This is a genomic window from Gordonia crocea (assembly GCF_009932435.1).
GTDB classification, from domain to species: Bacteria; Actinomycetota; Actinomycetes; order Mycobacteriales; family Mycobacteriaceae; genus Gordonia; species Gordonia crocea.
Genome location: NZ_BJOU01000001.1, coordinates 2,458,092 through 2,470,479, shown reverse-complemented (window position 1 = coordinate 2,470,479; position 12,388 = coordinate 2,458,092). Strand labels below are relative to the sequence as shown.

General features: G+C 71.4%; 12 protein-coding genes. 6 read left to right on the top strand and 6 right to left on the bottom strand.

Annotated features, from left to right (window positions below):
• Window positions 1-434 (top strand): ROK family protein (locus nbrcactino_RS11655; RefSeq protein ID WP_161927499.1); only part of this gene is annotated, 434 nt, incomplete at its 5' end.
• Window positions 435-475: 41 nt separating this feature from the next.
• A complete protein-coding gene (locus tag nbrcactino_RS11650; RefSeq protein ID WP_161927498.1) occupies window positions 476-1,201 on the top strand; it encodes a lysophospholipid acyltransferase family protein in 726 nt (241 codons plus the stop codon).
• 13 nt (window positions 1,202-1,214) lie between these two features.
• Here the strand turns inward: nbrcactino_RS11650 and nbrcactino_RS11645 are convergent, their stop codons facing one another.
• Complete coding sequence (locus tag nbrcactino_RS11645) at window positions 1,215-2,543, bottom strand: glycosyltransferase 87 family protein (RefSeq protein ID WP_161927497.1); 1,329 nt, start codon at window positions 2,541-2,543, stop codon at window positions 1,215-1,217.
• 43 nt (window positions 2,544-2,586) lie between these two features.
• On the opposite strand from nbrcactino_RS11645, the gene nbrcactino_RS11640 reads away from it, so the two are divergent.
• Entirely contained in the window at window positions 2,587-3,063 is a 477-nt protein-coding gene (locus nbrcactino_RS11640) for a polyadenylate-specific 3'-exoribonuclease AS (protein WP_161927496.1), read from the top strand.
• A 23-nt stretch (window positions 3,064-3,086) separates the two neighbouring features.
• A complete protein-coding gene (locus nbrcactino_RS11635) occupies window positions 3,087-4,481 on the top strand; it encodes a class II 3-deoxy-7-phosphoheptulonate synthase (RefSeq protein ID WP_161927495.1) in 1,395 nt (464 codons plus the stop codon).
• Between the two features lie 7 nt (window positions 4,482-4,488).
• Here the strand turns inward: nbrcactino_RS11635 and nbrcactino_RS11630 are convergent, their stop codons facing one another.
• A complete protein-coding gene (locus nbrcactino_RS11630) occupies window positions 4,489-5,712 on the bottom strand; it encodes a protein kinase domain-containing protein (RefSeq protein WP_161927494.1) in 1,224 nt (407 codons plus the stop codon).
• 73 nt (window positions 5,713-5,785) lie between these two features.
• Here nbrcactino_RS11630 and nbrcactino_RS11625 point away from each other — a divergent pair, with 73 nt between their 5' ends.
• A complete protein-coding gene (locus nbrcactino_RS11625; RefSeq protein WP_161927493.1) occupies window positions 5,786-6,151 on the top strand; it encodes an Rv2175c family DNA-binding protein in 366 nt (121 codons plus the stop codon).
• A 31-nt stretch (window positions 6,152-6,182) separates the two neighbouring features.
• Here the strand turns inward: nbrcactino_RS11625 and nbrcactino_RS11620 are convergent, their stop codons facing one another.
• Entirely contained in the window at window positions 6,183-7,598 is a 1,416-nt protein-coding gene (locus nbrcactino_RS11620) for an oxygenase MpaB family protein (RefSeq protein WP_161927492.1), read from the bottom strand.
• Window positions 7,599-7,646: 48 nt separating this feature from the next.
• Here nbrcactino_RS11620 and nbrcactino_RS11615 point away from each other — a divergent pair, with 48 nt between their 5' ends.
• Window positions 7,647-8,249, top strand: a complete 603-nt coding sequence (locus tag nbrcactino_RS11615) for a TetR/AcrR family transcriptional regulator (RefSeq protein ID WP_161927491.1) — start codon at window positions 7,647-7,649, stop codon at window positions 8,247-8,249.
• A 36-nt stretch (window positions 8,250-8,285) separates the two neighbouring features.
• Here the strand turns inward: nbrcactino_RS11615 and nbrcactino_RS11610 are convergent, their stop codons facing one another.
• The 3 genes from nbrcactino_RS11610 to crtI are packed head-to-tail and all read right to left on the bottom strand — an operon-like array spanning window position 8,286 to window position 12,387.
• Complete coding sequence (locus nbrcactino_RS11610) at window positions 8,286-9,263, bottom strand: phytoene/squalene synthase family protein (RefSeq protein ID WP_161927490.1); 978 nt, start codon at window positions 9,261-9,263, stop codon at window positions 8,286-8,288.
• On the bottom strand, window positions 9,260-10,816 hold the full coding sequence (gene mptB, locus nbrcactino_RS11605; protein ID WP_186343345.1) for a polyprenol phosphomannose-dependent alpha 1,6 mannosyltransferase MptB: 1,557 nt from the start codon (window positions 10,814-10,816) through the stop codon (window positions 9,260-9,262). The genes nbrcactino_RS11610 and mptB overlap by 4 nt, the downstream gene beginning before the upstream one ends.
• Window positions 10,813-12,387: a phytoene desaturase family protein gene (gene crtI, locus nbrcactino_RS11600; protein ID WP_161927489.1), complete on the bottom strand. Its 1,575-nt coding sequence runs from the start codon at window positions 12,385-12,387 to the stop codon at window positions 10,813-10,815. Before crtI ends, mptB begins: the two co-directional genes overlap by 4 nt.
• Window position 12,388 lies beyond the last annotated feature (1 nt).

The window sequence follows — 12,388 nt, the reverse complement described above, 5'->3', positions numbered from 1 at the left end:
CCGACGGCGAATGGGGGCGCTCGGCCTTGGCCGCCGAGCTCGCCGCCGACCCGGGGTCGGTGACCGGTCGGCGGATTGCCGCAGCGGCCACCGAGGGAGACCCGCTGGCGCTGTCGGCCTTCGCCTCGTTCGCGACCTCGCTGGGGCAGGGGTTGGCGATGATCGCCGACGTCTTCGACCCCGACCTGATCGTGATCGCCGGCGGCGTGGGTCGTGCCTCCGGGCTCTACCTCGACGACGCGCGGGAACAGTACGCGGCGATGCTGACGGGCGCCGGACACCGGACCCTGGCCCGGATCCGCGGGACCCAGCTCGGCGATTCGGCGGGGATGATCGGCGCCGCCGAGGTGGCCCGCACCGCGCTGGCGGTCGGCGGGGACCACAGCGGCCCCGGCGTCGAGGCGCCGATGGCCCGGGCGGCGCTGGGCGACTGACTCGCCGCACCGCGCTGGGCACTGGAGGGTACGCTCTGTCCATGTGGTTCTGGACTTTCAAATACATCCTGATGGGTCCTATCCTGCGGCTGATCGGCCGTCCCAAAGTCATTGGGCTGGAGAACCTCCCGGAGTCGGGGCCGGCGATCCTGGCCAGTAATCACCTGGCCGTCGTCGACAGCTTTTACCTGCCGCTGATGGTTCCGCGGCGCATGTATTTCCTCGCCAAGTCGGAGTACTTCACCGGCACCGGATTCAAGGGCGCCTTCCAGCGCTGGTTCTTCAGCTCGACCGGACAGATCCCGATCGACCGCGCCGGCGCCAACGCGGCCGCCGGGGCGCTGGAGGCGGCCCGCCGGCAGTTGGCCAAGGGCGATCTGATGGGCATGTACCCCGAGGGCACCCGCTCACCGGACGGCCGCCTCTACAAGGGCAAGACCGGGTTGGCGAGGATCGCGCTGGAGACGGGCGTGCCGGTCATCCCGGTCGCGATGGTCGGCACCGACGACCTGAACCCGCCCGGCACGGTCATTCCCCGGTTGGCGCGCATCGAGGTGCGCATCGGCAAGCCGTTGGACTTCTCGAGGTTCGAGGGTATGGGCGGCAACCGGTTCATCGAACGGGCGGTGACCGACGAGATCATGTACGAACTGATGCAGTTGTCGGGTCAGAAGTACGTCGACCTCTATGCGGCCGATCTCAAGAACACCGGCGCCACCCCGGAGGAGATCTTGGAGAGCGGCAACCGGGACAAGCCGGCGGCCTGACCCCGCCGGATTCTCAGCGCGGCTCGTCGGCCTGCCGGGGCGGCAGCAGCCACGACGCGACGAGGAATGCGCAGCCCCACAGGATGTAGGCGTTGCCGACAACCTCCTGGAGCGGCGACCAGGTGGCCGTGTTGACCGGGAAGAGCTGGAACGGGCCGATGGCGAAGGCCACCGCCCCCACCGCCGCCAGCAGGCCGTAGGTCCAGACCCGGGCGGCGTCGTGGGAGCGCAGCGCCACGACGGCCGCGGTCAGGATCCCGGGGATCGCCCACACCCAGTGGTGGGCCCACGAGGTCGGTGACACCAGCAGGCCCCAGAAGGCGACGCACAGCGTGACGACGAGGAGTCGTTCGCGCCCGGCCGGGGTGGGGGTCCGCCCGGGGAGGTTGGCCGCGATGGCGAGCCCCAGCAGGACGGTGACGGCGACCACCGACGCCACCCACCACGCCGTTTGGGCCGCCGAGTCACCGCAGATGCGGAACCACAGCGCGTTGAGGTTCTGGTTGATGCCCTCGGTGAGATCGCCGATCCGCGAGGTGTGGAACAGCGTGTCGGTCCAGTACTGGCGCGAATCGTCGGGTAGCCACAACCAGGCGATGGCGCCGGCGGCGAAGAAGGTCGCCGCAGAGGTCAGCGCGGCGCGCCACCGCCGTTGCGCGGTGAAGACGAGTCCGAAGACCGCCGGGGTCAGTTTGATGGCGGCGGCCAGGCCCACCAGGGTGCCGCGCAGCGGCGAATCCGGGCGGGTCTGGCGCGCCCCCAGGACGAAGACGTCGGCCAGGACGAGGGCCATCAGCACCAGGTTGACCTGCCCGAACCCCAACGTCATCCAAAAGGGGTTGGTCCAGATCACCACCGCGGCGAGGGCCGCGGCACCCCACCAACGGCCGGCGGTGGTGCCGATGCGCAGGATGTGCAGCGTCACCGCCAGGATGGCGACGGTGAGCAGGCAGCTGGTCACCGTGACCACCGCGCCGGCGGCGGTCAGGCTCATCAGTCCGAGCGGTACGAAGACCAAGGCGGCGAACGGGGGATAGGTGAAGGGCAACCAGATGCCGTCGGTGGTGAACGGCATCGACCCCTCGTCGTAGAGCGACTGGTGTTGGCGCCAGAGGATGGAACCGAGCCGGTAGACGTCGAGGTCGAACAGGGTGCGGGTGCCGTAACCGGCGGTGAACGGGACGCCGGTCACCTGCATCGTCGCCGACGCCGCGAACAGCACGCAGATCACCGTGATCGCCAACCGGGACGGCTCCCACGCGTCGATGCGCGCCAAGAACACCGCGCGGGCGCCGCGCGGGTGCGGCGGCGCGGCGCTGGACGTGGCCGGGGGAGTCGTCATGGCCTTGTACTGTGCCTGTCTCGCGGGGGATTAGGTTGGTGTGATGCGCTTCTTCTACGACACGGAGTTTATCGAGGACGGGCGGACCATCGACTTGGTGTCGATCGGCGTGGTTGGCGCCGACGGGCGCGAATATTACGCCGTGTCGACCGAGTTCGACCCCAACCGGGCCGGGGAGTGGGTGCGGGTCAACGTTCTGCCCAAGCTCCCGTCGCCGTCGTCGAAGCTGTGGCGCTCGCGCCGACAGATCCGTGACGAGCTGCTCGACTTCCTCACCGCCCCGGGGGACCCGGTCGAGCTCTGGGCCTGGACCGGGGCCTACGACCACGTGGCGCTGTGCCAGCTCTGGGGGCCGATGACCGAACTGCCCCGCGAGATCCCGCGGTTCACCCGCGAATTGCGGCAGGTGTGGGAGGACGCGGGGCGCCCGCCGCTCCCGCGGTTGCCCGACGACGCGCACGACGCCCTGGCCGATGCCCGCCACAACCTCGCCAAGTGGGAGCGCCTCGTCTCGCCCTGACCGCGGTCTACTACGCTGGTCCCGTGGTGAACTGGACTGTGGACGTGCCGATCGACGAGCTGCCCGAGTTACCGGCGCTGCCGGGTGACCTGCAGCAGCGGTTCGAAGACGCGATGGCGCGTCCGGCGCTGCAGCAGCCGAGTTGGCCGGCCGACGAGGCGGCCCGTATGCGCACCGTGCTCGAGAGCGTGCCGCCGATCTGCATGCCTGCCGAGGTCGAGACGCTGTCGGACCGACTGGCCCAGGTGGCGCTCGGTGAGGCGTTCTTGCTCCAGGGCGGCGACTGTGCCGAGACATTCGCCGACAACACCGAGCCGCACATCAAGGGCAACATCCGCACCCTGCTGCAGATGGCCGTCGTGTTGACCTACGGCGCCAGCATGCCAGTGGTCAAGGTCGCCCGCATCGCGGGCCAGTACGCCAAGCCGCGCTCGTCGGACACCGACGCCCTCGGTCTGCCGTCCTACCGCGGCGACATGGTCAACGGGTTCCCGCCAGATGCGGCCGCTCGCGCCCACGACCCGTCCCGCCTGGTCCGGGCCTACGCCAACGCCGCCGCCGCGATGAACCTGGTCCGCGCGCTCACCGGGTCGGAGGCCCGCCTGCACAAGGTGCACGACTGGAACCGCGAGTTCGTCCGCACCTCGCCCGCCGGGGCGCGCTACGAGGCGCTCGCCGCGGAGATCGACCGCGGCCTCAACTTCATGGACGCCTGCGGGGTCCGCGATGCCAGCCTGGAGTCGGCGGAGATCTTCGCCTCGCACGAAGCGCTGGTGCTCGACTACGAGCGGGCGATGCTCCGGTTGGCGCAGGCACCCGACGGCGGGCAGGAGCGGGTGCTCTACGACCTGTCCGCGCACTTCCTGTGGATCGGGGAGCGGACCCGCTCGCTTGACGGCGCCCACATCGCCTTCGCCGAGCTCATCAGCAACCCGATCGGCGTGAAGATCGGCCCGACGACCACGCCGGAGCAGGCGGTCGAGTACGTCGAGCGCCTCGATCCGACCAACCGGCCGGGCCGCTTGACGCTGGTGTCGCGGATGGGCAACGGGAAGGTCCGCGAGGTGCTCCCGTCGATCGTGTCGGCCGTCGAGGCGACCGGGCACAAGGTCGTGTGGGAGTGCGATCCGATGCACGGCAACACCCACGAGGCCTCGACCGGCTACAAGACGCGCCATTTCGACCGCATCGTCGACGAGGTACAGGGCTTCTTCGAGGTGCACCGGGCGTTGGGCACCCATCCCGGTGGGGTGCACATCGAGCTGACCGGTGAGAACGTCACCGAATGCCTCGGCGGTGCGCAGGAGATCTCCGACGACGACCTGGCCGGGCGCTACGAGACGGCCTGCGATCCGCGGCTCAACACCCAGCAGTCGCTGGAGCTGGCCTTCCTCGTCGCCGAGATGCTGCGCGGCTAGACCCGCGCTAGGGGCCCATCACGAGATGGGCGCCGATCCAGTAGCCGCCGCCGGCGACCGCCGCGGTGAGCGCGAAGTACAGGGTCAGCCAGACCAGTGTCGTGAGCGCACTGCCGGCGTCCACCGGGGTCGAGTCGTCGGCCACCGCCTCGGTGGTCTCCTCGTCGAGGTCGAGGATGCTGAACCCGCGCCCGTCATCGTCGGGAACATCATGGGAGGCAGCGGCCGGCGAGGGCCCGTCGTAGACGACGGTGCCCGCCGGTCCGGCCGGCGCCGCGGCCCGGGCGGCCTGTTCGTGGCGCAGACGGGCCGCCGTGGCTCGCTCGGCGGAGCGGGCCGGGGCCGGCACGGTGAACCGCGGCAGGGACAGCCGTTGCGCGGCCGAGGACAGCGCGGCCGCCATGGCGAAACCGTCCGGGTAACGGTCGTCGGGGTGGCGCTCGGTGGCGCGCAGGACGATGTCGTCGAGCTCGGGCGGAACGCCGTCGACCACGTCGCCGGGCGCGGGTACGTCATAGGTCAACCGGGCATAGGCGAGGCCGAGGGGGGTGTCGCCGTGGAACGGGGTGCGCCCGGTCAGCAACTCGAACATGACGATGCCCGCGGAGTACACGTCGGACCGTGCATCGGCGCGGGTGGATTCCACCTGCTCCGGCGAGAGGTAGGCGGCGGTCCCCAGGATCACGCTCGCGGAGGTGATCCCGGCCTCGGCGACGGCGCGGACCAGCCCGAAGTCGGCGATCTTCACGTCGCCGTCATCGGAAATCAGGATGTTCTCCGGCTTCACGTCGCGGTGGACCAGTCCGGCGGTGTGTGCGGTTCCCAGACCGCCGAGGACGGGGCCGAGGACGGCGGCCACGGCATGCGGTGGCATAGGGCCGCGCTCGCGCAGCAACTCGCGCAGGCTGCCGCCTTCGACGAGTTCCATGACCAAGAACACCACCGGGTCGTCGATGCCCTGGTCGTAGACGTTGATCAGCCCGGGGTGTTTGAGGCCGGCCACCGCCCGCGCCTCGAACTCGAAGCGCGACAGGAAGACCGGGTCGTCGCGATAGGCGGCATCCATCACCTTGACCGCCACCGGCCGCTGCAGCCGCTCGTCGCGGCCGAGGTAGACCGCGCTCATCCCGCCGCGGGCGATCAGGGCGTCGATGCGGTAGCGCCGGTCGACCAGCGATCCCAGCAGGGGATCGCGGGTCGCTGCGGCGGCGGGGTCGGGGCCGGGTCTCACCCCAGGGAATCTACCGGTCGGCGCCCATGCAGCCGCGGAGGCGGCGCGGCGCGGTGCTGGGTAGGCTTGGCGTGTGAGTTCGCTGCCTTTGTCTGACGACTGTCTGCCCGCCGACGCCGAGGTCCTGCCGCTCGACCGGGTCGCGGCCCGCCTGGGGGTGTCGACGAACCGTGTGCGGACCCTGATCCGCGACCACCACCTGCTGGCCGTGTCCCGCGGCGGGGAGCCCGGCGTCCCGGCGCTGTTCCTCGACGAGCACGGGCTGGCCAAGCATTTCACGGGCTTGGTCGAGGTGCTGCTCGACGGCGGTTTCAGCCGCGACGACGCGATGCGGTGGCTGTTCACCGACATCGAGGACCTCGGGCTGTACCCGGCCGCCGCGTTACACACCCATTCCGCGCGCGAGGTCATCCGCCGCGCGCAGGCGGCGGCCTTCTAGGGGCTTTCTCGGAGGGCGTCCGGGTGTCGGGCTAACCGGCGGCCGGCGCCAAGCGCGACGAGCCCAATCCGCGGCCGGTGGTCGACGCGTCGTGGTGGGTGTAGGCCATGGCGATGTCGTGATAGCGCCGGGCGAACGCGGCCAGGCCGTCGACCGCCTGGTCGATCCCGGGCGGGCCGTTGCGGTAGAGCGTGCGCCGGACGAGGGTGGCACCGGGTACCCGGTCGCGAATACCCGCCGACCGTGCGTTGAGCGACGCGACGCGGCCGAACAGGTCGGCATGGATGCGGTACGGGAACCGGAATTCGGGTGCGCCGTCGATGAACTCGTGGATCTCCTCGATGCCGAAGACCGGGACGAGCGGGGTGATCGCGCCCGCGGCGAAGACCTTGCAACCGGCCGCGGAGACCACTGACCGGGCGTTGCCGGGGACCCAGGGGAGATAGGCGTCGACGAGGGCGTCGATCGGTTGTCGGACCGTGTGCATGAGTTCTTCGCGCCAGCCCGACGGGTCGCCGCCGCGGGAGAACACGTAGTCCAGGGAGCGGATCATCTCCTCCCCGTCGGCGGCGCGCAACCGGTCGGGGGCGCCGATGAGGTGTCCGAACCACCCGGCGAACATGGCGATGTCGTCGAGGTCGCGCGCCGAGAGCTTCCGTCCCAGGCGGTGGTCGACGAGGCGGGTGAGCAGGGGGCCGTTGCCAAAGGCGAGCAGGGAGGTGGCCGCGATCGGCTCGCCGAACCGCAGGTAGTGCTCGTCACCCCAGGCGCGGCGGAGGCCGCGGCTGGCCAGCGCGTGCATGAGCCGCACCCGGACGATGGTCTGGAACACCTCGGAGTCCCGGTCGTAGATGTCGGGCTTCATGGCCAGCGCGAACATGCGGAACGTTTCGGCGTAGCGGCGGACCGAGTCGCGTTTGAACCGGCCGGTGGCCCCGGTGGCGGCCGAGATGTCCCCGGTCATGGCGGTTTCGAACAAAGCCCAGCCCAGGACCAGGCGTTGTGCCGACAACGAGGCCGAGGAGATCAGCAACCGGCCGCGATCGGCGCTGCGCCGGTCGAACCACGCCGGCGGTTCGGCGAGTTGGGCGAAGAAGTCGACGAGCGCCGACGGCGCATCGGGAACGGCGTCGATCCCGCCGGTGAGCATCTGTTCGAACATCGGGCGGACCGCGCTCGGTCCCGCCGAGTGGAACAGGTCGACGACGGGGATCATGTGTTCGTCGGCCTGCCAGAACATGTCGTCGCGGGCCCTGGTGAAGTCGGACGCGGGGATGGTGGCCTCGATGGTGCGCCACGGGCCGAACAGGTACCGGCGACTGGGCAGCCACCGGGCCGAGAATTGGTCGCGGCCCGGCGGGATCGGCCGCAGTGGCCGGTCCTCGTGGTCGCGGCGGTTGAACTCGAGGTCGGCGAGGGCGGAACCCACCGTAGCGAATGTGGCCATGGTCACATCTTGCACGATTGCAACGAATAGCACAAGATTGTTGCAATCATGCATGTCGCCACGATCATCCCCATCCCACAGCTCGTCGAGCGGCTTCCGGCACAGCCACCGGCCCGACTCGACCCGCTGCTCGACGCCACTGTCGCCTGTCTGGCCCGGCACGGCCTGTCGAAGACCTCGGTGGCCGACATCGCCCGTGAGGCCGGTGTCGCACCGAGCACGGTCTACCGCAATCTGGGGTCGGTCGATGACGCCGTCCTGGCGGTCATCGCCCGAGACGGCCACCGACTGATCGGACGCATCCCCGAGGTCGTCGACGGCGTCGAGGGGCCACGGGTGATCACCGTGTTCCTGGCCGAATCGGTGCGTCAGATCCGCGAGCACCCGGTGGTCGGCAAACTGATCCGCGACGAGGCCGAGTGGGTGGGCAGGCTCGCCACCCGCCGACTCGACGCGCTGCTGGACGAGGCGGCCCAGGTCACCGCCCCGCTGCTGACGGCCGCGATGGCCGCCGGGATGGTCGCGGAGCAGGACGCGCTGGCCCTGGCGCACTGGATCGTGCGGATCGGGTCGACCTGTGTCTTCTCGCCACCGCCGGGCGAACTGGGTACCGCGCTCGACGCGTTGCTGCTGCCCGTCTTGCGCCCCTGACTGCGAAGCGGTCCACGGAACGCGACGGCGGAACGGTCAGAACAGTGCCGCGACGGCGTGGCGGACCCGGGTGCGGGCGGGGACGACGGCCCGGCCGGCGAACACGTCGTAACCGCGCTCTTCGATCACCCGCAGGATGTCGGCGTAGGACCTCGCCGCGGCCCGGATCGCCGGCCGGGTCCGCCGCGGCAGGTCCTCGATCCCGGCGTCGGCCCGGCGGTACCAATCGCGGTTGACCGCCACCAGGTGCGCGATGGCCCGACGCACCGGCCGGGACACCCGGGCGCGTTCCCGGCAGGCGCGCAGCCCCGCCTCGTCGACTCCGAAGGCCGCCAGTTCGTCGGCGGGGAGGTAGATGCGGTTCCGGTCGAGGTCCTCACCGACGTCGCGCAGGAAGTTGGTCAGCTGGAAGGCCTCGCCTAGGGCGCCGGCGTGGGCGAGAGTGTCCGGTCGGGTCGCGTCGGCGCCCAGGAGCGGGACCAGCATCTCGCCGATCACCGCCGCCGATCCCCGGGTGTATTCGCGCAGGTGGGCCATGTCCCGATACCGGTCGGTGAACTCGGGTGCGGCGGGCAGATCCATCCGCATCGAGTGGTGGAAGGCCGCGAACTGGCCCGGGGTCAGGCCGAAGCGCTGGGATGCATCGGCCACGGCGGCGAGAAGGGCGATCGTGTCGGGCGGCAGCCGGACATCTATCGGTCCTCCGGACCGGTCGATTTCTATCGGTCCTCCGGACCGGTCGATTTCTATCGGTCCTCCGGACCGGTCGATTTCTATCGGTCCTCCGGACCGGGTCGCGTCGAGCCCGGCAAAAAGCGCGTCGAGCCGGGCCAGCCGGTCATCGGGCCCGACGACCGGGAGGTCGACGATGTCGTCGGCGGTGCGGGCAAACCCATAGAGTGCGTGAACGGCGCGCCGCTGCGGAGCGGGCAGGAGGCGGGAGGCCAGGTGGTAGGTGCGCCCGTGGATGGCGCTCAGCGACTCGGCGACCCGGTACCCGCGGTCGGCGGTCATCGGGGCACGGCCGCCGGCGCATCGCGCGGGCCGGACCGCAGGCGCAGGCGCAGCGGGTCCGGGCGCAGCAGCGACACCGCGGCCAGCGTGCCGAGGGAGAAGGCGATGACCAGCCCGAGCGGCTGGTAGAGCGCGATCGAGTCGTCGGGCTGGAACACGATCAACTGCACCGTGGACGCGGCGACCACCACCGCGCGGATCCACGGGGCCAACGGCAGCGCCACCGCGAGACAGAGCACCCAGGTGTAGTACCAGGGCAGCGTCGACGGCTCGAGCAGCAGGACCGCCAGCATCGCCAGGACCATCCCGGTCATGGCGCTGCGGGCGTCGTGGCGGAAGCGGATCCACAGCCAACAGAGGATCGCTGCGAGCAGGACCATCCCCGCGCCGCGGGTGTAGACCAACACCGATTGCAGGTTCCAGGCCTGCCATGGGGCTGCGGCCCAGGTGATGAGGTGGCCGACCAGGGTGGGCAGCGACAGCCAGTTGATGATGCGCCCGGCCCAGCCCAGACCGGTCAGCCATCCGAGCCCGAGGCCGCTGGCCAGGGTGATCGCGGTGAAGACGGCCAGGGGGATGCCCGCCGTCGCGGCGAACACCGCTGCGGTGCGCCGCGGGCCGACGGCGTCGTCGCGGCCCTTCTCGCGCAAGTGTGCCAGCCAGATCCAGAAGACGAACGGGATGGCGATCGCCGCGGTGATCTTGATGGTCGCGGCGAGCCCCAGCACCGCCAGCCCCGTCGCGTGCCGCCCGGTTGCCGCCAGCGTCACCCCGGTGACCAGGACCCCCATCATCAACAGCTCGACGTGGGCACCGGCCACCAGGTGGATGAGGATCATCGGGTTGAGCAGGGCCAACCACAGCCCCTGCTGCGGCGACGCCCCGAACCGTCGGGCCAGGCGGGGGACCGCCCACAGGCTGGCGAGCAGGCCCGGGATCAGCACGGCGCGCATGAGCTGGACGCCGAGAATGACGTTGTCGTCGGCCAGTGCCGCCACCGCCCGGCCCAGCCACATGAACGTCGGGCCATAGGGCGCGGTGGTGGCCGACCACACCTGGGCCATCGAGTCCACCATCGGGCCGGGGGCGTGCACCGGGCCGTCGGAATAGGGGTTGAAACCGGCACGGAACACCTGGGCCTGCGCGAGGTAGGCGTAGACGTCGCGGCTGTAGACGGGCACGGTCATCGTCAGCGGGGCCGCCCAGGCCAGCACCGTTGCCTGGATGTGGCGTACCGGGACGGGGGGACGGCCGGTGTCGGCGACCCGCCGCCCGATCCGGACCCAGCAGTAGACGAGGACGGCCACTCCGGTCCAGAACGTCACTGCGGCAAGGGTTTTGCCGTGGCCGTAGGTGATCCACGCCCACCCGGCGTTTTGTGCGACCGTGTTGATCCGCGGGATGTCGGCAACCCCGAACGCGCCGAGCGCGACGAGGATGGACCCCAGTGTGCCGACGGGGAACTCCCACTGCCGCCACCACCGAGTCTCCTGCGTCGCCACGGTGCGATCGTAGGCGTCCCCGCCGGGCGCGACGGTGCGGGCCGAGCTCATCGACGTTCCCGAGCGGGCAACTCGGTGATGCGGTCGGCGGCCAGCCGCCCGGAGACCAAGACCGGCGGAATGCCCACTCCGGGCACGGTGTCGGCGCCGGCGATCACCAGGTTCGACCAGTCTCGGGACAGGTTGCGGGTCCGCAGCGGGCCGGTCTGGGTCACGGTGTGCGCCGCGGCGAACGGTGTCCCCGCCGAATAGCCGCGCGCCGACCACGACGACGGGGTGTCGATGCGCAGCACTTCGGCGGCGTCGATACCCGGGTATCCGCGGCGTCCGAGCCGCCCCAGCGACTCGGCGACATAGGCCGGCGCCGTCTCCGGCCATGGCAGCGGCGCCGCGACCAGGTTCGGGCACGGCCACAGGACCGACACGGATTCGCGGCCGGCCGCGGTGAACCCCGGCGACGTGACGGCGGGCCGGGTCATCAGCACCGACGGGTCGCTCATCACCGACCCGCGACCGGGTCGGCGGGGCGCGATCTCGGCGAAGGTCTGCTCCCACTCGTGGCCGAAGTCGATGGTGTGGTGGTCCCCGGGCCACTGTGCGGTGGCCGATTCGGCGACGGCGAGGTGGGCGACGACCGCGCTGGGCGAATACCGGATCCGGTCTTTCGCCGGGCGGCGCCGCAGCGGGGCGAGCAGCCGACGCAGCCCGACGGCGCCGCAGGCGGCGACCACGGCATCGGCGCGCACCACCTCGGTGTCCCCGGCCGGGCCGACCACGGTCACGCCGGTGATCCGGCGGTCGTCGTGGTGCAGCGCGGTGGCGCGCGTGGCCAGGCGCAGCCCGCCGCCCGCGGCGGTCAGCGCTTCGGCCAGCACCTCGCCCAACCGGCCCATACCGGTGGCCGGATAACTCACGCCCATCCCGATGTCCATGTGGGCGATCACCCCGTAGATCGCGGCGGCGCGGGCCGGCGGTACCCCGGCGTAGAGGGATTGGAAGGAGTACACGCGCTGCAACCGGTCGTCGGTGACGAACCGGTTGATCGCGCCGGTCAGTCCCCGCACGGCGCCGTGGCGCACCAAGGCGGTCGTCGCGGCCCGCAGGTCGCCGCGGACGAAGTCGGCGAGCCCGTCGTGGTTGCGGTCTATAAAGGCGTCGAATTCGATCCGGTAGAGCCGTTCGAGCCAATCGGTGAGCCGGTCCGCGCCGTCGGCGGTCTCGGTGCCGAAGACCGCGGCGATCTCGCGGATGCGGTCGGCCCGCCCGCCGGCGACCGCCAGCTGCGCGCCGTCGGCGAACCGCGCGACATAAGAGGGGTCGACCGGCCGCAGGTCGAGGGCGGCGGCCGCGGCGGCCCGGTCCCCACCGCCGGCGGCGACGGCGTCGAGGGCCAGCTCGGGCATGGTGAGGATCGTGGCGCCGGTGTCGAACCGGTGGACCGATCCGTCGCCGGCGGTCAGTTCCTCGGTGCGCACCAGGCCGCCGGGTGCGTCGGCGGCGTCGACCACGGTGACGTCGTGGCCGGCGCCGCGCAGGTACAGCGCGGCCGACAGGCCGGCCAGACCGGCGCCGATGACGACGACGTGCTCGGTCGGGCCGGGGACGCGGCGCAATGCGGCCATC

Coding starts and splice junctions, on each gene's coding strand:
- nbrcactino_RS11650 (WP_161927498.1), top strand. CDS start 476: ATGTGGTTCTGGACTTTCAAATACATCCTGATGGGTCCTATCCTGCGG.
- nbrcactino_RS11645 (WP_161927497.1), bottom strand. CDS start 2,543: ATGACGACTCCCCCGGCCACGTCCAGCGCCGCGCCGCCGCACCCGCGC.
- nbrcactino_RS11640 (WP_161927496.1), top strand. CDS start 2,587: ATGCGCTTCTTCTACGACACGGAGTTTATCGAGGACGGGCGGACCATC.
- nbrcactino_RS11620 (WP_161927492.1), bottom strand. CDS start 7,598: ATGGCCACATTCGCTACGGTGGGTTCCGCCCTCGCCGACCTCGAGTTC.
- nbrcactino_RS11615 (WP_161927491.1), top strand. CDS start 7,647: ATGCATGTCGCCACGATCATCCCCATCCCACAGCTCGTCGAGCGGCTT.
- nbrcactino_RS11610 (WP_161927490.1), bottom strand. CDS start 9,263: ATGACCGCCGACCGCGGGTACCGGGTCGCCGAGTCGCTGAGCGCCATC.
- mptB (WP_186343345.1), bottom strand. CDS start 10,816: ATGAGCTCGGCCCGCACCGTCGCGCCCGGCGGGGACGCCTACGATCGC.
- crtI (WP_161927489.1), bottom strand. CDS start 12,387: ATGGCCGCATTGCGCCGCGTCCCCGGCCCGACCGAGCACGTCGTCGTC.